Source organism: Streptomyces gobiensis, assembly GCF_021216675.1.
Taxonomy (GTDB): Bacteria; Actinomycetota; Actinomycetes; order Streptomycetales; family Streptomycetaceae; genus Streptomyces; species Streptomyces gobiensis.
The window spans coordinates 3,527,137-3,546,695 of sequence record NZ_CP086120.1; the positions used below are offsets into that span (position 1 = coordinate 3,527,137).

General features: G+C 69.6%; 16 protein-coding genes. 9 read left to right on the plus strand and 7 right to left on the minus strand.

What is annotated here, in order from left to right; translation table 11 throughout:
* Positions 1 to 45 precede the first annotated feature (45 nt).
* The 4 genes from test1122_RS16580 to test1122_RS16595 all read left to right on the plus strand — a co-directional run bounded on the left by test1122_RS16580 (position 46) and on the right by test1122_RS16595 (position 7,770).
* Positions 46 to 1,758: a serine/threonine-protein kinase gene (locus test1122_RS16580; RefSeq protein ID WP_232269942.1), complete on the plus strand. Its 1,713-nt coding sequence runs from the start codon at positions 46 to 48 to the stop codon at positions 1,756 to 1,758.
* A 96-nt stretch (positions 1,759 to 1,854) separates the two neighbouring features.
* Complete coding sequence (locus test1122_RS16585; RefSeq protein WP_232269943.1) at positions 1,855 to 4,038, plus strand: protein kinase family protein; 2,184 nt, start codon at positions 1,855 to 1,857, stop codon at positions 4,036 to 4,038.
* Between the two features lie 89 nt (positions 4,039 to 4,127).
* Positions 4,128 to 5,726, plus strand: a complete 1,599-nt coding sequence (locus test1122_RS16590) for a succinic semialdehyde dehydrogenase (protein WP_232269944.1) — start codon at positions 4,128 to 4,130, stop codon at positions 5,724 to 5,726.
* A gap of 193 nt (positions 5,727 to 5,919) precedes the next feature.
* Positions 5,920 to 7,770 carry a GMC family oxidoreductase N-terminal domain-containing protein gene (locus tag test1122_RS16595; protein WP_422397078.1) on the plus strand — a complete coding sequence of 617 codons (1,851 nt, stop codon included), beginning with the start codon at positions 5,920 to 5,922 and terminating at the stop codon, positions 7,768 to 7,770.
* 72 nt (positions 7,771 to 7,842) lie between these two features.
* Here the strand turns inward: test1122_RS16595 and test1122_RS16600 are convergent, their stop codons facing one another.
* The 3 genes from test1122_RS16600 to test1122_RS16610 form a co-directional block, all read right to left on the minus strand.
* Entirely contained in the window at positions 7,843 to 9,015 is a 1,173-nt protein-coding gene (locus tag test1122_RS16600) for an LAETG motif-containing sortase-dependent surface protein (protein WP_232269946.1), read from the minus strand.
* A gap of 274 nt (positions 9,016 to 9,289) precedes the next feature.
* Positions 9,290 to 9,916 carry a hypothetical protein gene (locus tag test1122_RS16605; protein ID WP_232269947.1) on the minus strand — a complete coding sequence of 209 codons (627 nt, stop codon included), beginning with the start codon at positions 9,914 to 9,916 and terminating at the stop codon, positions 9,290 to 9,292.
* A 716-nt stretch (positions 9,917 to 10,632) separates the two neighbouring features.
* On the minus strand, positions 10,633 to 10,908 hold the full coding sequence (locus test1122_RS16610) for a chorismate mutase (protein ID WP_232269948.1): 276 nt from the start codon (positions 10,906 to 10,908) through the stop codon (positions 10,633 to 10,635).
* Between the two features lie 302 nt (positions 10,909 to 11,210).
* Here test1122_RS16610 and guaA point away from each other — a divergent pair, with 302 nt between their 5' ends.
* From guaA to test1122_RS26710, 3 genes are all read left to right on the plus strand, one after another.
* Positions 11,211 to 12,827 (plus strand): glutamine-hydrolyzing GMP synthase, encoded by a 1,617-nt coding sequence (gene guaA / locus test1122_RS16615; RefSeq protein WP_232269949.1) that lies wholly within the window; start codon positions 11,211 to 11,213, stop codon positions 12,825 to 12,827.
* A gap of 98 nt (positions 12,828 to 12,925) precedes the next feature.
* Positions 12,926 to 13,222, plus strand: a complete 297-nt coding sequence (locus tag test1122_RS26705) for a hypothetical protein (RefSeq protein WP_338423546.1) — start codon at positions 12,926 to 12,928, stop codon at positions 13,220 to 13,222.
* Positions 13,223 to 13,235: 13 nt separating this feature from the next.
* Positions 13,236 to 13,487, plus strand: coding sequence for a hypothetical protein (locus test1122_RS26710; RefSeq protein WP_338423547.1), 252 nt, complete (start codon positions 13,236 to 13,238; stop codon positions 13,485 to 13,487).
* Between the two features lie 267 nt (positions 13,488 to 13,754).
* Here test1122_RS26710 and test1122_RS16625 read toward each other — a convergent pair whose 3' ends face one another.
* From test1122_RS16625 to test1122_RS16635, 3 genes are all read right to left on the minus strand, one after another.
* Positions 13,755 to 14,882: a site-2 protease family protein gene (locus test1122_RS16625; RefSeq protein ID WP_232269950.1), complete on the minus strand. Its 1,128-nt coding sequence runs from the start codon at positions 14,880 to 14,882 to the stop codon at positions 13,755 to 13,757.
* A gap of 358 nt (positions 14,883 to 15,240) precedes the next feature.
* Complete coding sequence (locus test1122_RS16630; RefSeq protein WP_232269951.1) at positions 15,241 to 15,918, minus strand: LuxR C-terminal-related transcriptional regulator; 678 nt, start codon at positions 15,916 to 15,918, stop codon at positions 15,241 to 15,243.
* Positions 15,915 to 17,180, minus strand: coding sequence for an ATP-binding protein (locus test1122_RS16635; protein ID WP_232269952.1), 1,266 nt, complete (start codon positions 17,178 to 17,180; stop codon positions 15,915 to 15,917). The genes test1122_RS16630 and test1122_RS16635 overlap by 4 nt, the downstream gene beginning before the upstream one ends.
* A 134-nt stretch (positions 17,181 to 17,314) precedes the next feature.
* Here test1122_RS16635 and test1122_RS16640 point away from each other — a divergent pair, with 134 nt between their 5' ends.
* Both test1122_RS16640 and test1122_RS16645 read left to right on the plus strand, forming a co-directional pair.
* Positions 17,315 to 18,652, plus strand: a complete 1,338-nt coding sequence (locus tag test1122_RS16640) for a PspC domain-containing protein (RefSeq protein ID WP_232269953.1) — start codon at positions 17,315 to 17,317, stop codon at positions 18,650 to 18,652.
* Positions 18,649 to 18,852 (plus strand): hypothetical protein, encoded by a 204-nt coding sequence (locus test1122_RS16645; protein ID WP_232269954.1) that lies wholly within the window; start codon positions 18,649 to 18,651, stop codon positions 18,850 to 18,852. The genes test1122_RS16640 and test1122_RS16645 overlap by 4 nt, the downstream gene beginning before the upstream one ends.
* A gap of 148 nt (positions 18,853 to 19,000) precedes the next feature.
* On the opposite strand, the gene test1122_RS16650 is transcribed toward test1122_RS16645, so the two are convergent.
* Positions 19,001 to 19,519, minus strand: coding sequence for a DoxX family protein (locus test1122_RS16650; protein ID WP_232269955.1), 519 nt, complete (start codon positions 19,517 to 19,519; stop codon positions 19,001 to 19,003).
* Between the last annotated feature and the right edge of the window lie 40 nt (positions 19,520 to 19,559).

Here is a 19,559-nt window from a genome sequence, read left to right on the forward strand (position 1 = left end):
GGACAATGGGGCATCTGCTGGGGCGGGCTTATCTCGAGGGGAAGCATGGGCGAGAACGCCGAAGGCGCTGCCGGGGGCAAGGAGACTGGGCGGCTGCTCAACGGGCGCTACCGGCTCGGAGACGTGCTCGGTCGTGGCGGCATGGGCACGGTGTGGCGGGCGCGGGATGAAGTCCTGGGCCGTACGGTCGCCGTGAAGGAGCTGCGTTTCCCCTCGGATATCGACGAGGAGGAGAAGCGACGGCTCGTCACACGGACGCTGCGTGAGGCCAAGGCGATCGCCCGGATCCGCAGCGGCAGTGCCATTACCGTCTTCGATGTGGTCGATGAGGATGGCCGCCCGTGGATCGTCATGGAGCTCGTCGAGGGCCGTTCACTCGCCGATGACATCCGCGAGGACGGCCCCCTGACACCGCGTCGGGCCGCCGAGGTGGGGCTTGCGATCCTCAACGTTCTGCGCGCCGCGCACCGCGAGGGGATCGTCCACCGCGATGTCAAGCCGTCCAATGTGCTGATAGAGGAGGAGACCGGCCGGGTCGTCCTCACCGACTTCGGCATCGCCAAGGTCGAGGGCGACCCCTCGGTCACCTCGACCGGAATGCTGGTGGGCGCGCCCTCGTACATCTCGCCGGAGCGGGCACGCGGTCAGCTCCCGGGCCCGCCCGCCGATATGTGGTCGCTGGGTGCCCTGCTCTACGCGTCCGTCGAGGGACATCCGCCGTACGACAAGGGGTCGGCGATCGCCACGCTGACCGCGGTGATGACCGATCCCCTGGAGCCGCCGACCCGCGCCGGTGCGCTGGAGGAGGCCATCTACGGGCTGCTGCTCAAGGACCCGGAGAAGCGGCTGGACGACGCCGGGGCGAGGGTGCTTCTGGAGTCCGTACTGGACGTCCCGGAGGAGTCGGAAAAGGTCGAGGTGCCCGCGGCGACCGCGACGGTTGTGCTGCCGGAGGAGTCCCCCGGGGGTGATGAGACCGGCGTCGCGGCGTCCTCGGGTAACGGCACCCGTCGGCCGCCGCTCGGGGTCATCATCGCGGCGGTCGTGGTCGTGCTGCTCGGAGTTCTCGGGGCGGTGCTCGCCTTCGCGATGGGCGACGGCGACAACGGTGGCTCGTCCGGCAAGGATGACAACGCGGCGGTTACCGACGGGAGTCGCGGGGACGGCGGGGGCGACGCCAAGGAGGAGAAGGGGGAGAAGGGGGCCAAGGAAGAGAAGGAGAAGAAGGAGGCAAAGGAGGGCGAGAGCGGGGGTGAGGGGGGTGACAAGGGCGCGGACTCCCGCGGTAAGGCTGGGCTGCCCGAGGGGTATCGGTCCCTCACCGATGACCAGTTCCGTTTCTCCATGGCCATGCCGGACGGCTGGAAACGCATTGGAACAGCGGGCTTGAACTCCGGCGGTAAGTACTCCGCCGGCAAGGGCTCACTGCCCCAGCTTCAGGTGGACTTCAGCGACAGTCCGAAGGATGACGCGCTGCGCGCCTGGCAGCTTCTCGAAAGTGCGGTCCGGGGCGCCAGCACCGACTACAAGCAACTCAGCATGAAGTCCGTTGAGTGGCGTGACTACCCGACCGTCGCTGACTGGCACTTCGAACGCAAGGAGCACGGCGAGCGGGTGCACGTCCTCAACCGTGGCTTCAAGGTGGACGACAAGCACGGCTACGCCATCGTCGTCACCTGCGAAGTGGACGAATGGGACGGTGAGCAGTGCCGCACCCTGCGGGAGACGGCCTTCGAAACGTTCCAGCCCGCCGACTGACGCGACCTGCCGCGCGGCGCTGAGTTGCCACGTATCGTGTGGGGAGACCCTGCTGTCGGGTGGGCCGGAGCGTTTCGCACGCTGTGGGGAGGCGTCGTGGACGATTACGCGGGTCGGCTGCTGGCCGAGCGATACCGCTTGCCGCGGCCTCCCTCCGAAGAGTACGAGCTGCGGGAGTCGCGCGCGTACGACACCGCCAGCGGGCAGGAAGTCCTCGTACGCCAGGTGCCGTTGCCCGAAATCGTGGACGCGGAGATGCCCGGCGAGCACCATGAGCCCGGTGCCGCGCGGCGGCCGCTCGGACGGGCGACCCGGCGGCCCGCCGATCCGGCCGTGCGGCGTGCGGTGGAGGCGGCGCTGGCCGCTTCCCGTATACCGGACCATCCACGGCTCGACCAGGTCTTCGATGTCTTCGTCGAGGACGACGGCCTGTGGATCGTCAGTGAGCTGGTCGCGGCCCGGCCGCTCGCCGCGGTCCTCGCCGAGCGGCCGCTGAGCCCGCACCGGGCCGCTGAGATCGCCGCCGATCTGCTGGCCGCGCTGAGCGCCGTGCACACCTTCGGCTGGACGCACCGCAACATCACCGCCCGCTCCGTGCTGATCTGCGACGACGGACGCGCCCTCCTCACCGGGCTGGCCTCCGGCGCCGCGGAGGAGGCGCTGTGCGGCTACGACCCGTTGCCCACCGAGGGCCCGATGGCCCCCGGCCCCCTCCCGCCGGAGGACCGGGAGGCCAGGGAGGCCAACGGCGAGCCCGTCCCGCACAGAGCCGCTTCGTCCCGGGCCACCATCGCCCACCGGGCCGCCCGCAGCGGGGCCATCGCCGCGTACCGGGCGGGCGCCGCGGCGGCCAGGGTGGCCGAGGAGGAGCGCGCCGTGCACGCGCCCTGGGGCGGTGACAAGCCGGGCCCGGCCACCACGGTCCCAGCGCAGCCCGAACGGGCCATACCGGACCCGCAGCCCCAGCAGACCCCCGCCGAGTGGGGCACCCCGGAGCCGGGTGAGGACGGCCGCTATCGGGGTCCCGCCACCGCGCTCGCCGCCGAGCGGGCCCGGCAGGCCCGGATGACCATGGTGGGCCCGGTCACCGAGCGGTGGGCGCCCGAGCAGGCCGGCCCGGTGTACGAGAACTGGCGGCTGGCGCCGCCGGTGGGACCGGCCGCCGATCTGTGGGCCGTGGGGGCGCTGCTCTTCCGGGCCGTACAGGGCCATGCGCCCTACCCCGAGGAGAGCGTCACCGATCTGGCCCAGCTTGTCTGTGCCGAGCCGCCCGCCTTCGCCGAGGAGTGCGGCCCGCTGCGCCCGGTCATCGAGTCGCTGCTACGCCAGGACCCCACCGAGCGCCCGGAGTTCGAGGAGCTGAGCGGCTGGCTGCGCTCGCTGGTCCGCTCCGCGCCCGAGCCGGAGGTGGGACGGCGCACCGTCACCGCGCAGCTTCCCCCGGAGTCCGGTGGGCGCGACTCCCGGCGGCTGCCGATCGTACGGCGGCGGGGCGAGCTCGTACGGCGGCGGCGTAACGAGAAGCGGCCGGTGCGGGTGGCGGGGAGCCGGCACCGGCGGGGCCGGGAGCGATCACGGCAACGGCCGCGGAGCCCGCGCAGGCTGGGGCGGCTGTTGGTCAGCCTGGTGCTGGTCGGTCTGGTGGCGGCGATCGTCTACGCGATGGTCTTTATGCCGAAAGCGGAGAGCAGCGACAGCGGCGCCAACCGGCGGGGCTCCGTGGGCGGCGGGCCGAGCGAAGGGGCGCCACCGCCCTCACCGCCTGCCGAGCCCTCCCCGCCGCAGGAGCCCGGCAGCCAGACGCCGCAGTCCACACGGCCCGCACCGGCGCCGCAGGGCTACACCCTGCAGAAGGACCCGGCGGGCTTCCAGATCGCCGTACCGAAGGGCTGGGCGCGCGGGCAGACCAGCGGCGGCCAAGTGCGCTACAGCAAGGGCGGCTTGCAGATGCTCGTGGTCCCGGGCCGGGACAGCACCGCCAAGTACGGCACGGATCCCCGTGAGTATCAGCTCTCCGATGAACCGGAGCTGTCCGAGTACCGCGACTCCAACGGCTGGAAGACCGTCAGCGGGGTGCGCAGCATCACCGTCGGCGAGACCGCGATGGCCGAGGGCGAGTTCTCCTGGAAGGGCAGCGGCGGCAAGACGCTGCTGCGCAACCGGGCGATGATCCTCGGCGGTAAGTACCACGTGGTGCTGGTCAGGGGACCGGAGAGCCAGCGGACGGCGATTGATGAGCACTTCTCCCAGGTCGTGGACACCTACCGGGCGACCGGCTAGCAATCCATGCCAGCGTCTGCTGGCGGATTACGTGAAAACTGGTTACCGACGGGTACCCATCGCTCGCCGTCCGGGCTTACGCTCCCCGTATGACGGACTCGAAGGACAGCAACCCGGTCGCTCCCACCCCCGCCGGTGCCCGTACGGCGGCCGATGTGGTCACCCCCGAGCTGGCCGCCCGGCTCAGTCGGGGCGTGGTCGGCAGTGGCAGTACCGCGTGCCATACGCCCTTCACCGGGGAGAAGCTGGCCGACCTCCCGGAGTCCACCCCCGAGGACGTCGCCACTGCCTTCGACCGCGCCCGTGCCGCACAGCGGGAGTGGGCCGACCGGTCCGTACGGCAGCGGGCGGCCGTCCTGCTGCGCTTCCACGATCTTGTACTCACCCGGCAGGCCGAGGTGCTGGACCTGATCCAGCTGGAGACCGGCAAGACCCGGCTGCACGCGCATGAGGAGGTGCAGGCGGTCGTCGTGGCCGCCCGGCACTACGGCCGCAAGGCGCCCGCGTATCTGCGCCCCAAGCGCCACCAGGGCGCCATCCCCACCCTCACCCAGGTGCGCGAACTGCGCCAGCCGCGCGGGGTGATCGGTCAGATCGCCCCCTGGAACTACCCCTTTGAGCTCTCCATCGGTGACGCCCTGCCCGCCTTCGCCGCGGGCAACGCGGTCGTGATGAAACCCGACACCGAGACCGCGCTGACCGCGCTGTGGGCGCGCGAGCTGCTGATCGAGGCCGGGCTGCCGGCGGACGTCTGGCAGATCGTCCTCGGCGAGGGGCCGGTCATCGGCCCCGAAGTCGTTCAGCGCGGTGACTACATCTCCTTCACCGGCTCCACCCGTACCGGCCGTGAGGTTGCCCAGAGCGCGGCGGCCCGCCTGGTCGGCTGTTCCCTTGAGCTCGGCGGCAAGAACGCCATGCTGGTCCTGGACGACGCCGACCTGGACAAGGCGGCAGCGGGCGCGGTCCGCGGCTGCTTCTCCTCCGCGGGCCAGCTCTGCATCTCCATTGAACGCCTCTATGTCCATGAAGCGGTCGCCGACGCCTTTCTGGACCGCTTTGTGGCCCGTACGAAGGCGATGCGGCTCGGCTCCGCGCTGGCCTATGGCGCCGATATGGGCTCCCTCGTCTCGGCGAACCAGCTGCAGAACGTCACCCGCCATGTCGACGAGGCCGTAGCCAAGGGCGCCACCGTCCTCGCGGGCGGAAAGGCCAGGCCCGATATCGGCCCGCTCTTCTATGAGCCCACCATCCTCGACGGCGTTGAGTCCCCGATGGCCATATGCGGCGAGGAGACCTTCGGCCCGGTCGTCTCCATCTACCGCTTCACCGACGCGGAGGATGCGGTCTCGCTGGCCAACGCCACGCCGTACGGCCTCAACTCCAGCGTCTGGTCCACCTCCGCCCGGCGCGCCCGCGCCGTCGCCACCCGGCTGCGCACCGGCACGGTCAACATCAACGAGGGGTACGCCTCCGCCTACGGCAGCGTCAAGGCACCAATGGGCGGTATGGGCGACTCGGGTGTGGGCCGCCGCCATGGCTCCGAGGGCATCCTGAAGTACACCGAGGCGCAGACGGTGGCGCACCAGCGTCTGCTGCCGATGGCTCCCTCGCTGGGTATGAGCCATGAGCAGTACGCGGCCTTTATGACGCGCTCCCTGAAGGCGCTCAAGACGCTCCGCTTCCGCTGATGCGCGTGCCCGGTACCGATACGCGGCCCCGCCGCGCGGCGGAGCTTCGCCCCGCGGGGCGGGGCGCCGTGGATGGGTTTCCCCTATGCCCGCCCCTTCCCGGAAACCGGGGCTTGCGCCCCGGGCCCCGGGGTTGGGCGGGTGCGGGCCGGTGTGCGGTGTTGTGCCCACCCGTTCCGCCCCAGCGGAACGACTGCCCCCAACTTGTTCGTACCTTTTCCCGGAGGTTCCCGTGTCACAGGACAAGTCGGCCTACGACTACGACGTGCTCGTCATCGGCTCCGGCTTCGGCGGGTCCGTGTCCGCCCTGCGGCTGACCGAGAAGGGCTACCGCGTCGGCGTCCTGGAGGCGGGCCGCCGTTTCACCGCGGAGACGCTGCCCAAGAACTCCTGGGATCTGAAGAACTATCTCTGGGCTCCTGCCCTCGGCCTCTATGGGCTCCAGCGCATCCATCTCCTCAACAATGTGATGATTCTGGCTGGTGCGGGGGTGGGCGGCGGCTCGCTCAACTACGCCAACACCCTGTATGTGCCCCCGAAGCCATTCTTCGAGGACCGCCAGTGGGGCCACATCACCGACTGGCAGGATGAGCTGAAGCCCTACTACGACCAGGCGCGGCGCATGCTCGGGGTCCGTCTCAATCCGACCATGACGCCCTCAGATGTCCATCTCAAGGCCGCCGCCGAGAAGATGGGCGTGGGTGACAGCTTCCACTTCGCGCCCGTAGGGGTCTTCTTCGGAGATGGCGAGGACGCCGACGGCACGGTGAAAGCGGCGCCCGGGGAAGAGGTCTCCGATCCTTACTTCGGTGGTGCCGGGCCGTCCCGTAAGGCCTGCACCGAGTGCGGCGAGTGCATGACGGGCTGCCGTCATGGCGCCAAGAACACCCTCAACGAGAACTATCTCTACCTCGCCGAGCAGGCAGGCGCGGAGGTACACGAACTGACCACGGTCACAGCGGTGACCGAAGACGCCGCAGACGCCGAAGGCGCCGGGGGCGGTTTCCGGGTGACAACGGTCCGTACGGACAAGCGCCGTAAGGGGAAGCCCCGCGTCTTCCGCGCCGCGAAGGTGATCATCGCCGCGGGTACCTATGGCACCCAGACCCTGCTCCACCGGATGCGTGACGAGGGCCAACTGCCGCGCATATCCTCGCGGCTCGGCGTCCTCACCCGCACCAACTCGGAGGCTCTGGTGGGAGCCCAGACCGTCGAACGGCGCTACCGCAAGAAGTACGGGCGGGACGCGGAGCTGGACTTCACCAAGGGCGTGGCGATCACCTCGTCCATTCACCCCGATGAGCACACCCATATCGAGCCCGTCCGCTACGGCAAGGGCTCCAATGCCATGGGCGCGCTGACGACCCTCCAGGTACGTCACAACACCCGGCTGCCGCGCGTACTGGCCCACATCGGGACCTGTGCCCGGCACCCGGTCCTCTTCCTGCGCTCGCTGTCCAACCGCAAGTGGTCCGAGCGGATCATCATCGGCCTGGTGATGCAGACCCTCGACAACTCCCTGACGACTTACCGGAAGCCAAAGGGACTCGGTAAGGGCCTGCTCACCGCCAAGCAGGGCCATGGCGCTCCCAATCCGCTGCATATCCCGGAGGGCGCGGCGGCGGCCCAGCATCTCGCCGAGGAGATCAACGGCTTCCCCGGCACCAATGTCGGCGAGGTGATGGGCACCCCGCTGACCGCGCACTTCCTGGGGGGCTGCCCGATCGGCGCGGACGCGGAACACGGTGTCATCGACCCGTATCACCGGCTCTACGGTCACCCCGGGATCTCGGTCGTCGACGGCGCCGCCGTCTCGGCGAATCTGGGGGTGAACCCGTCCCTCACCATTACGGCCCAGGCCGAACGCGCCATGTCCCTGTGGCCCAACAAGGGTGAGGAGGACCCCCGCCCGCCCCAGGGCTCGCCGTACGTCCGCCTCCCGGCGGTGGAGCCCCGCTCCCCGGCCGTCCCGGCGGACGCCTTCGCCGCCCTGCGCCTGCCCGTCCTCCCGGTTCCGGTGGTGCCGCCCAAGCAGGCTGACTGATCGGCCGCGAGCACCGAACAGGGCCCGGCCTCTGGAGGAGGCCGGGCCCTGCTGTATCAGGCTGGGAAGTCCTTACGCGGCGGCGGTGGCGTCCGAGTCGTCGCCAGCCTTGCGGCGGCGCACGATGAACATCGCACCGGCGCCGACGGCAATGGCAGCCGCACCGGCGAGCGCGAACATCGGCATGTTGGAGTCCGCACCGGTCGCGGCGAGCTGACCCTGGACCTTGTTCAGGCTTTCCTTCTTCGGCTTCTCGGCCGGGATGGGGGTCTTGCCACCGGTCTTCGGCTTGGTGCCCTCGGTCTTGGTGCCGGGCGCGACAATCTCGATGACGATGCCGGTGTGGCCGTCGCCGACACAGTCCTCGTCCTCGTCCAGGTAGGCACCGCCACCGATGGTCAGACCGGCGCCGATCGGGGCGTTCTTCTTGGCGTTCACACGCAGCTCGATGTCGCTGTACTCGTCGCCCTCGAGCTCAGTCCACCCGACAAAGCCGACGGAGTGGCCCTGCCCATCGGTGACGGACTCCCAGGTGCCGGTCTCGGGGTCCTTCACCTCCAGGACGACCTGCTTGGCGGAGAACGCCTCCTCGGCCTGCTCATCGGCCGGGCCGACACCGGCGAACAGGAAGATGTGGTTCAGGCGGCTCTCGGAGGGGTTGGTCACCCGGAGCTTGAAGTTGTGCCAGCCGCTGCCCGCGACGATCTTGCCGGGCAGGCCGATGATCTCCGGCTTCAGCTTGGACTCGTACGCCGCGTTCTGGTCCTCGCAGAAGGCCAGCTCGTCGTCGTCCTCGCCCTGGTCCTCGTCGTCGTCCTCGCCCTCGTCCTCACCGGGAGTCTCGTCCTCGCCCGGCTCGGAGGACTTGTCGTCCTCGTCCTTGTTGTCCTCGCCCTTGTCGCCTCCCTGGTCTTCCTCGTCTTCCTTGTTTCCCTTCTTCTCCTCGTCACCGTCATCGGACGACTCGCCGTTCTCGTCCGGTGTGGTGCTCCCCGCATCATCCGAGGCGGCCTTGTCCTCGTCCTGAGTCGCGGAGTCGTCGTCGCCCGACGCGTCCTTCTCCTCGGCACCCGGGGTGGTCTCGTCGGCCTTGCTGGCCTCGTCCTGCTCCGCGGGGGCGCTGGTGGATGATTCCTGGGACGGGTCGGTGGTGGTGGTTGCGTGCGCCGCCGAGGCAGCCATCAGGCTGGCGGGGGCGATAACGGCCGCAGCGGCGGCAGCCGCGACTGCACGGCGAAGCTTCATGGATATAGCCTCTTCAGGATCCGTAACGACAGGTATGTAGGTGAGCCGTTGCGGCGGTGGGGGCGCGGCTCGACAGGGTCGAACAGTAAGGCCGAAATAAACGCCCTGTCAGGGGTGTTGCAGTGCCCCTTGGTCCGGAAGTGGCGGGTGAGGAGCCGACTAATGCGGACAACTTTGGACAGTTGCCCGCACTGGAGTCGTTTCTTCTGTGTTGTATCTCACGTCAACAGGTGTCAGAAGCGTTGTCATTCCGTGACGGGCTTCCGTACAACCTTCAGTTGCCTAGCGCGTCAACGCCCGTGCCCTTCAGCGTGCTGGTGCCGGTGCCCACCAAGTCCGAGACGTTTCCGAGCAGTCGGCCGACGGGCAGCTGCGACTCACCGGCCTTGTCGACGATATCGAGCCCTGCCTTCCGTTCGCCGTACAGCGAGGGGGTGGTGACGGTGGCGTTGGGCACGGTGAGTTTGGGCATGCCGGACTCCTCGGTCCCCGGGTTGGTGATCGGAAGGTCGACCTCGACGGAGGGCGTGACGGCTCGCAGCGGAGTGCTGCGGTTCATCAGCTGGGCCGAGGCGGCGTTCGGGTTCTCATCCGTGGCCGGCAACGGGACTTCCACGAGAGCCGATGGGGCATCCAGGATCGTCCCGAACGACGGTACGAGCGGCACCGTCACGTTCTCATCGGTCATGACCTCCGGCACGGACGGCGGGGTCAGCGGCTGGGACGGCACGGTGGCGCTGATGGTGGGTGCGTCGACCGGCAGGTAGGGGGTCACCCCGTCCAGCGGTACATCCACCGGTACCTGGGTGCCCGAATCATCCGCCGCCGCAGCGGTGGGGGTCAGCGCGGCTGCCGCACAGATCGCCAGTGCCGTGAACTTGCCCTGCTTGGAGATGCTCATACCGGTCTCCGCCTCTCTCCGTTTGCCCTTTCACACCCCTGCGTGCTGCAAGAACGAGACTGTCCGGGCCGGGAGTGCGGTCTTCCACCCGGTCGGCGCAGTCGTGCGACGAACGTGGCGATGGACGTGACTATGGGCGCGGCGATGGACGCGGGCGTGCGAAGGGCCCTGGGGCGCCGGCGGGGGGTGGCGGCATCCCAGGGCCCTTGGCGGTTCAGCGCGGCGTCAGGGCAGCGCCAGCGCTGAAAAGCGGCGCCGGGGGATTGCGCCGCAGGATTGGTTCAACCAATGGCAGCTACCTGCCACGGCTCACCATATGGCGGTAGGCACGTGGAACTTGTCCATGCATCGTGGTGGATGCGCCGCTCCCTGCGCAACCGTTTCGACTGACTCGGACAGGAGCCGTCTGGAAGCGTCTGGAACGGACTGGAACCGTCTGCAACCGTGGAGCGGCCGGTCCCCGGGCGCCCCCGGGGACCGGCCGCATGTCCCCCCGCCAAGGGCAGGGGTGGGTCGTGACCGGGCTGCTGTCCCCTGCTGTCCGGTCACCGCACCGGAGCGAGGTCCCACGGACGCGCGGTCCTCACCTCATCGGGAGGGCAGACGTCTCATCGCTCTGGTGGTGCCGCCCCACTGCCGCCGGGCGCCCAGCGGACATCGGGGACATCAGGACCAACGAAGCCTGTGCGCGGCAGTCACGGGACCGTACGGGTGACTCAGATACGGCCCCGGGAGAGCTCCAGCAGCGTCATGGCCAGCGCCGTGCCGGGCGTGCCCAGCTCGGCTCGGAAGCGCGCGAGAATCTCCATTTCCCGGGAGAGATGCACCCGGCGGCCGCCCGTGCTGATCCGGGTCTGCTGGATCCGGGCTGAGACGGCCATCCGTTCCTGGACGAGTTCGATGATCCGGCGATCGAGATCATCGATCTGGGTACGGGCGTCGCTGATCAGTTCCTCGGGGGCAGTGGGGGCAGCGGGTCCAGTGGCGGTCACGGTGGTTTCTCCTCGGGGCGTATGGGCCCCGGGGCGGTCGCGGCCCGGGAGATACGACAGGCGCCCCGGGCCTTGATCGGCCCGGGGCGCCTGTGGAAGTGCTTGTCAGTGGCTCAAGCAGCACTACCCACCACATGGCAGCCGGACGGGCCGGTGCCATAGGTAAACCAGAAGGTCGTCTGGGTGGGCTGTGTGGGCTGCTTGAACACAGCGCCCAGTATGCCCGCCAGCACGGGCCGTGGCCACTTCCGGGGCCGTTAGAATCGAAACACCACCCTTCTCCACCGCCGAAAGGCAGCTTCGTGGCATCAGCGCCCAACGCCGCGCCCAATGCGACCCAAGGACCGGGCGACCACTCCCCGGACGTGGTCCTCGTAGTTGACTTCGGCGCGCAGTACGCCCAGCTCATCGCCCGCCGGGTCCGCGAGGCCCGGGTCTACAGCGAGATCGTGCCGTCCACCATGCCGGTGGCCGAGATCCTCGCCAAGAACCCGAAGGCGATCATCCTCTCCGGCGGTCCCTCGTCCGTATACGCCGAGGAAGCGCCGAGCCTGGACCGTGCGCTGTTCGAGGCCGGTATCCCGGTATTCGGCATGTGCTACGGCTTCCAGCTCATGGCCCAGCTCCTCGGCGGCACCGTCGACAACACCGGCGCCCGGGAGTACGGCCGTACACCGCTGACCGTGACCAAGCCCGGCTCGACCCTCTTCGAGGGCACCCCCGCCGAGCAGCCGGTGTGGATGTCGCACGGCGACGCCTGCTCGGCGGCTCCCAAGGGCTTCACCGTCACCGCCGCCACGGATGTGGTGCCGGTCGCGGCCTTCGAGAACGACGAGCTGAAGCTCTACGGTGTGCAGTACCACCCCGAGGTCATGCACTCCACATACGGCCAGCAGGTGCTGGAGCACTTCCTCTACCGTGGCGCGGGCCTCACCCCGAGCTGGACCACCGGCAATATCGTCGAGGAGCAGGTCGAGGCCATCCGTGCCCAGGTCGGCAGCAAGCGGGCGATCTGCGGGCTGTCCGGCGGCGTGGACTCGGCCGTCGCCGCCGCCCTGGTGCACAAGGCCATCGGTACTCAGCTGACCTGCGTGTATGTCGACCATGGGCTGATGCGCAAGGGCGAGACCGAGCAGGTCGAGAAGGACTTCGTGGCCGCCACCGGGGTCCAGCTCAAGGTCGTCGACGCGGAGAAGCGCTTCCTGGACGCGCTCGCGGGAGCCTCCGACCCCGAGCAGAAGCGGAAGATCATCGGCCGGGAGTTCATCCGGGTCTTCGAGCAGGCCCAGGCCGAGCTGGTCGCTGAGGCGGGCGCGGATGGCGAGGAGGTCGCCTTCCTGGTCCAGGGCACGCTCTACCCGGACGTCGTCGAGTCCGGCGGCGGAACGGGCACCGCGAACATCAAGTCCCACCACAATGTCGGTGGGCTGCCGGAGGATCTGGAGTTCGAGCTCGTCGAGCCGCTTCGCCAGCTCTTCAAGGATGAGGTCCGGATGGTCGGCCAGGAGCTGGGTCTCCCGGACGAGATCGTCCAGCGCCAGCCCTTCCCGGGGCCGGGGCTCGGTATCCGTATCGTCGGCGAGGTCACAAAGGACCGGCTCGACCTGCTCCGCGAGGCCGACGCCATCGCCCGCGAGGAGCTGACCGCGGCCGGGCTCGACCGTGAGATCTGGCAGTGCCCGGTGGTGCTCCTGGCGGACGTACGCTCGGTCGGCGTCCAGGGCGATGGCCGTACGTACGGCCATCCGGTCGTGCTGCGCCCGGTGTCGTCCGAGGACGCGATGACGGCGGACTGGTCGCGGCTGCCGTATGACGTGCTGTCGAAGATCTCCACTCGCATCACGAATGAGGTCGCGGGGGTCAACCGCGTCGTGCTCGACGTCACGAGCAAGCCCCCGGGCACCATTGAGTGGGAGTGACCTCCCTCCTGGTCAACGGCTGCGCCGCCGCTCATCAGTTTGAGCGGCGGTGTTGTTGTTGACCAGCGGCTTCACCCGGCGGTCGCCATGATCGCCGTATGGAGGACACCCCCTTCCCCGAGTGGCTGCGCCCGCCATACGAGGGCTTCAGCGTTGACGACCTGTTCCGGCTGAAGGATCTGCCACCGCATACGCAGCTGATCGACGGAAGCCTGATTCCCCGCGCCCGGCAGAGCTGCTTCCACACCAGGCTGCGGAAGTCCTGCCCGGACCGCTGGGTGGTGGCCCGCGAGATGGTCGTTGTCATCGACCGCCGACAGGTGCTTGAGCCGGATGTCTCCGTGATCCACAGGGAGGCACGCCGGGGACCCGACAGCGACCCGTTTCCAGGCTGAGGACGCGCTGCTGGTGATCGAGACCGCCATGCCCGACTCGGAGCTCCGAGACCGAGAGCGTAAGCCGCAGCTCTACGGCCGGGCGGGCATCCCGCACTTCTGGCTGGTGGAGATGGCTGGTGAGCAGGACACCCCCGTGGTGCACACCTATGTGCTGAACCCGGTCACGAAGGCGTACGACTCCACGGGCACTCATATCAAGCAGCTCACCGTCGATGTGCCCTACGCCATCGACATCGACCTCACCGAGGTCGACCGGCTGTAGGGGGTCTGTCCGGTGGCTTTCCCCTAACCCTCCCCTTCCCGAAACTGTGGGCTGACGCCCCCAGACCCCCACCCTGTTGTGGGCACTCGCAGCCCCGCGAGGGGCTGTGGGTGGGCACAACACCCGGCCACCGGCCCGCACCCGGAAAACCCCGGGGCCCCGGGGCGAAGCCCCGGTTACGGGAAGGTGGGGGCACCTCCCAGCGGTAGCTGGGGGAGGGATACGGGGAACCCCACCCACAGCACGCCCGCAACCGGGCGGGGCCCGTCAGGGGGTCGGGCCGCCGAGCTTGCGTTGTTCGAGGAGGCGGTTCAGGTCGTGGGCGGTGATGAACCCCACCAACCGCTCACCGTCCATGACGAGGATCCACGTCCCGGCCCCCGGCCGGGCATCTTCGAGGATGTCCAGCAGCAGATCGTCCGGCGCGGCGGTGGTGCACCGCGACAGCGGGGTCGCCACCTCCCGGACGCGTACGTTCTCCCGCTGCGGGTCCGGGACCCGAGCGAGCTGCGGTAGCTCGACGATGCCGCTGGGGCGGCCCTCGATGTCGAGCAGCGGCAGCGCCGAGTGGCGGGTTTGCGCAGCCACGCTGTCGATGAAGTGGTCCACGGTCAGCCAGTCCGGCCCGGTCGCCACCGGGCTGGACATCGCGTCGGCCACCCGTATACCCCGCAGGGCTGTCGAGAGCCTGGCGCGCTGCCACTCCGCACTGGCGACGACCACCATGAAGAGGCCGATGAGCGCCAGCCACAGGCCACTCAGTGCCCCGTTGAAGGCCCAGAACCAGCCGCCCGCGATCAGCAGCGCGCCCATGACCTGCCCGCTGCGTCCGGCCGCTCGCTCGCCCTGTTCCCGGTCCCCGGTCCGCCACCACGTCAGCGCCTGCACCACGCGCCCGCCGTCCAGCGGCGCGGCGGGCAGCAGATTGAACACCGCGAGCAGCAGATTGGCCCAGCCGACCCACACCACGACAGCCGCGGCCACCGCCCAGCCGGTAGCGGCGTACAGCCCGAAACCCGCGCCCATCGCCGCTGCGCCGACAGCCACGCTGGTCAGCGGCCCGTTGATGGCCACCAGCAGGGCCACTGCAGCGGTTTGCGGCTTCCCCATCCGGGTCATTCCGCCCAGCGCCCAGATGGTGACGTCCTCGACGGCGACGCCCTTGCGCAGGGCGGTGACGGCGTGGGCCGCCTCGTGGGCCAGCAGGCTCGCCATGAGCAGGACCGCTCCGGCCGCACCCCCGGCGGCGTATACGGCCGTGGGCTCCCCGGGGAACCAGAGGGGCAGCCCCTGGCTGCCCAGAACGTACCCGAGCAGGATGACCAGCAGGGGCGCGCTCCAGTGCATCCGCAGCGGCACCCCGAATACTCGTCCGATCTGCACCGAGCTGTTCATCACCGTCTCCTGCCGGTGGCGGGGCACCAGGGGTACCGCAGGCGCCCTCACCCACAGTGTCGCTCGCTCGGGCTGCCCGCTGCTGTTGGCCGGTTCGGGGAGCTGGATCCTTGATTCTGGATCCTTGATTCTGGGGTCTTGACTCTGGGCAAAAATGGTGGAAACTAGAACATAAGCCAGGTAACCAGAGGATTGCACCGTCAATGGAGACGTCCATTGGCAAGAGGTTCTCGTGGATCTGGTGAGGCCCCCGGCACGTCTGTCGATACCGGAACCTCAGCGACGACTGAGGCGCCGATGGATCGACGGGACTACCGGGGACTGTTTTGTGTTGGGGGTCTGTTGGGGGGTGTCCGGCTCAGACCAGGCGGCGGGCTGTTGCCCAGCGGGTCAGCTCATGGCGGTTGGAGAGCTGGAGCTTGCGGAGGACCGCGGAGACGTGGGATTCGACCGTCTTCACCGAGATGAAGAGCTGCTTGGCGATCTCCTTGTACGCATAGCCGCGGGCGATCAGGCGCAGCACCTCACGCTCCCGCTGCGTGAGGCGGTCCAGGTCCTCATCCACCGGCGGCGCGTCCGTGGAGGCGAAGGCGTCCAGGACGAAGCCCGCGAGGCGCGGGGAGAAGACCGCGTCGCCGTCCGCGACCCGGAAGACGGCGTTGACCAGGTCCGTACCCGTGATGGTCTTGGTGACATAGCCGCGGGCGCCGCCGCGGATGACGCCGATGACGTCCTCGGCCGCGTCCGAGACGGACAGCGCGAGAAAGCGGACCGGCTGTTCCGGGCCGGCCATGAGCGCCGCGCTGCGGCGCAGTACCTCCACTCCGCCGCCCCCCGGGAGATGGACGTCGAGGAGCACGACATCGGGGCGGGTGGCGGTGATGACCGTAACGGCCTGATCGACGTCCCCGGCCTCGCCGACCACCTCGATGCCCGTGGTCGCGGTCTGGCCGATCTCGGCCTGAACCCCCGCGCGGAACATCCGGTGGTCGTCGACCAGGACCACTCGGGCCCGGCGTTCCTGCTCGTCGCTCATGATTGCGCCCTCTCCATCTCCAGCACTACCTCTGTCCCCTCACCCGGCGCCGAGCGCACCTCCGCCTTGCCGCCGTTGCGCACCATCCGGCCGATGATGGACTCGCGGACACCCATCCGGTCGGCCGGTACGGACGCCGGGTCGAAGCCGGGGCCCCGGTCGCGTACGGAGACAAAGACCGTGAGCCCCTCAACCTCGGCAAAGACCTGGACCGCGCCGCCCTCGCCACCGTACTTGGCGGCGTTGACCATCGCCTCGCGTGCGGACTGGACCTGGGCTGTCGTTTTCTCGTCCAGTGGGCAGTCACCCACACAGACCACCTCGACCGGCACCCCGTGGTGGTCCTCCACCTCGGCGGCTGTCGCCTTCACCGCTTCGGCGAGAGTCTGCGGCGCCTCCTCCTCGTCCTTGCTGGTGCCCTTGGCCCCCTTGTAGAGCCACGCCCGCAGCTCGCGTTCCTGGGCGCGGGCGAGCCGGGCGACCTCACGGGGATTCTCGGAGCTCCGCTGGATCAGGGTCAGGGTGTGCAGCACCGAGTCATGGACATGAGCGGCGACTTCGGCCCGCTCCTGGGCCCGGATACGCATCAGCCGCTCCTCGGAGAGATCCTGAGTCATCCGTACCAGATACGGTCCCGCCAGCAGGCCGATGCCCACCAGGACGGCGAGGGAGGCCTGGAGGACCGAGCCGAGTTGCCGTCCTGATCCCTGGATGACCACAAAGCCGGTGACCCCGGCGCCGACCAGGATGGCTCCGGCGGCGCTGCGGGCGAGGGGGAGCAGCCTTTTACGGCGGCTGACCTCGGTCCAGTGGGCGCGGCGGGCGTTGTCGGCCTGCCGCCAGACGACGGCGACGCCGATGCCCATCAGCAGCAGCGGCCACACATAGGCGTTGGCGGAGCCGAACTGCAGATTCTCGCTGAGCGCCACGAGGGCGGCGATCACCACGACCACCGCGAAGATCTTCCCCTTGTCCGGCCTGCGGGACGTTTTGCCGGACTTCGCGGTCTTCGCTGCCCTGGGTGCGGAGTCGACGCCGCCCGCGCCGAGTGGCACCACGAACCAGAAGACGGCGTAGAGCAGCGCCCCCAGCCCGCTGGTGAAGAAGAGGACGAGGAAGACGAGCCGGACCCAGGAGACCGGGAGGCCGAGATGACCGGCGAGCCCGCGCGCCACTCCGCCGAGCCAGCGTCCCTCAGAGCTGCGGTACAACTTACGCAGAGGGCGGACCTCGGCAGACGAGGGCGCGGCGGCGGTGGTCATGCCCCGATCGTCACACGCCCCCGGGCCCAGGGCATCAGGGTTGTCCCCTGAGCCAACCCGGAATGGGAGAGTCAGGGACACTTCCGGGACCGACCCGGATGCCTGAGTGACGGTCGAGTCGACAGTATGGACGCATGACAGAGGATCAGCGGGTCGATGCCGCGGACGCCGACGGCGCCGCCGCCGACACCGCTGCCGACACCGCCGCTTCCGGCCCCGCGGAAGCCCCAGCGCGGCTGGAGCGCAGTCGGCAGCACAAGGTGATCGGTGGTGTGTGCGGCGGACTCGGCCGCCACTTCGATGTCGATCCGGTGATCTTCCGGGTGCCGCTGGCCATTCTCGCCGTCATCGGCGGGCTGGGGCTGGTCGCCTATGGGTTCGCCTGGCTGCTGATCCCGTTGGAGGGCGAGGAGGAGAACGAGGGCAGGCGGCTGCTCTCCGGCCGCGTCGAGGCCTCCTCGCTCGCCGCGCTGCTGTGTGCTCTGGCCGGCTCCGGTCTGGTCCTCGCCTCGCTCGGCAGCGGCCGCAGTATGACGTTCTCGCTGCTGGTGCTGGTGGCCGTCGGGGCCGCCGTGCACTGGTCGCGGCAGCGGCGTAAGGCGGCGGCGGAGGAGGAGATCACGGAGCCGCTGCCCGACGCGCCTCCGGAGGCACAGGCGCCACCGGTCCCGGCCACACCGTCCTGGTGGCAGGAGCCGCTGACCAAGCACACCGGCCATCCGGACACCGGCTATCTCTGGGGGCCGGACGACGGCCCGTACGGCGGTCCGTACGATCCGGAGCCGTGCAGCGGACCGGCCGTGCCCCATGAGTGGGCCACGATTGAGGTGCAGGAACGGGAGCAGGGGCGTTCCATCGGCGGGCTGGTCTTCCTGGGCGCGCTGTCCGCCGCCGTCATCGGCACCGCTGCCGCCTGGCCCACGCAGCCGCTCGGTATCGCGCTGGTGATCGGGCTGAGCTGTGCGCTGGCGGTCTTCGGGCTCGGTCTGGTGATCAGCGCCTTCGCCGGGCGGACGGGCGGCGGCACCATCACGGCGGTGGTGCTTACCGCGGTGCTGCTGGCGGGGGCGGCGGCGCTGCCCAGGAACATCACCACGTCCTGGGCGGACACCACCTGGTCACCGGCCGCGGTGGCCGATGTCCGCAGCAGCTATGAGCTGGGCAGCGGCCGGGGTGTGCTCGATCTGTCCGGCCTTGAGGTCGGGGACGACCAGACGGTCCGTACGGCCATGAACGTGGGTGCCGGCGAGCTGCGGGTGATCGTGCCGGAGAACGTGACCGTCCAGGTCGACCTCAAGATCGGGCTGGGCGGCTATCGGCTGCCCGGCGAGGTGAACGGCGGCGGCGCCGGGCTGGCCGACACCTACTCCGTCGCTCCGCGCGGTGGCGGCGATCCCCAGGGCACGGTGAAGCTGAAGCTTGAGGTGGGGATGGGCGAGGCGGTTGTCGAGCAGAGGGGGACTGCGCGGTGAACCGGCACCGTTTTGAGCCTGCGCGGCTTGTGCTGGGGCTGGCGTTGCTGATGATCGCGGCGGGGTTTCTGCTGCGGGCCGGGGGGCGGGTGGCGGTGTCGTATCACGTACTGGTGCTGCTGCTTCCTGTTGCGCTGCTGCTGGGTGGGGTGACGGCCGGTACGGCGTATCTTGTGCGGCGGCGCCGCGGGTTGCCCTAGGGGGTGGGTTTTCCCCTAACCCGCCCCTTCCCGTAACCGGGGCTTGCGCCCCGGGCCCCGGGGTTGGTCGGTGCGGCCCCGGTGGCCGGGTGTTGTGCCCACCCGTTCCGCCCTGCGGAACGACTGCCCACAACACAGGGTGGTGCGGTCAGCCGAAGATTTGTTGGCCTTTGCGGCGTTTGCGTTGGGATATCACCGCATCCAGCGAGTACACCGGGGCCCCGGCCATGATCAGCGGTACCCAGGCCATCAGATACGGCAGGTCCTGGCTGTAGTAGTACGCCTCCACATCCCAGCTGATGGTGAGCCAGAAGGAGAGCGAGATCAGCGCACCGCCGAACGCCGCGAGCCGCGCCCACAGCCCGAGGAGTGTGCCGAGCCCGACGGCTATCTCACCGAAGGCGATGGCGTAGCCGAAGCGCTCCGGGTTGGTCATTGCGAGGTCGAGCAGCCAGGGCGCGGCGGCGCCCGGAATGGACTCCAACAGGCCTGCCATGGAGGCGGGATAGTCGGCGTCGGTGAGCTTGTCGAGCCCGGCGTAGACGAAGGTGAAACCAAGGAAGAGGCGCAGTGGCAGCAGCGCATAGCGGGCAGCGGTGGCCCTGACCCCTCCACCACGACCGCCCGGATCAAGTTGTGGGCCACCCAGACGGTCCGTGGGTACCATGGCGCGTCCCTTCCGCAAGTGCGTTCGGCTTCCGGAAGGG

Excerpts from the sequence above, each read along its gene's own strand:
- test1122_RS16580 (WP_232269942.1), top strand. The coding sequence starts at position 46 with ATGGGCGAGAACGCCGAAGGCGCTGCCGGGGGCAAGGAGACTGGGCGG.
- test1122_RS16590 (WP_232269944.1), top strand. The coding sequence starts at position 4,128 with ATGACGGACTCGAAGGACAGCAACCCGGTCGCTCCCACCCCCGCCGGT.
- test1122_RS16600 (WP_232269946.1), bottom strand. The coding sequence starts at position 9,015 with ATGAAGCTTCGCCGTGCAGTCGCGGCTGCCGCCGCTGCGGCCGTTATC.
- test1122_RS16605 (WP_232269947.1), bottom strand. The coding sequence starts at position 9,916 with ATGAGCATCTCCAAGCAGGGCAAGTTCACGGCACTGGCGATCTGTGCG.
- test1122_RS26705 (WP_338423546.1), top strand. The coding sequence starts at position 12,926 with ATGGAGGACACCCCCTTCCCCGAGTGGCTGCGCCCGCCATACGAGGGC.
- test1122_RS16625 (WP_232269950.1), bottom strand. The coding sequence starts at position 14,882 with ATGAACAGCTCGGTGCAGATCGGACGAGTATTCGGGGTGCCGCTGCGG.
- test1122_RS16630 (WP_232269951.1), bottom strand. The coding sequence starts at position 15,918 with ATGAGCGACGAGCAGGAACGCCGGGCCCGAGTGGTCCTGGTCGACGAC.
- test1122_RS16635 (WP_232269952.1), bottom strand. The coding sequence starts at position 17,180 with ATGACCACCGCCGCCGCGCCCTCGTCTGCCGAGGTCCGCCCTCTGCGT.
- test1122_RS16640 (WP_232269953.1), top strand. The coding sequence starts at position 17,315 with ATGACAGAGGATCAGCGGGTCGATGCCGCGGACGCCGACGGCGCCGCC.
- test1122_RS16650 (WP_232269955.1), bottom strand. The coding sequence starts at position 19,519 with ATGGTACCCACGGACCGTCTGGGTGGCCCACAACTTGATCCGGGCGGT.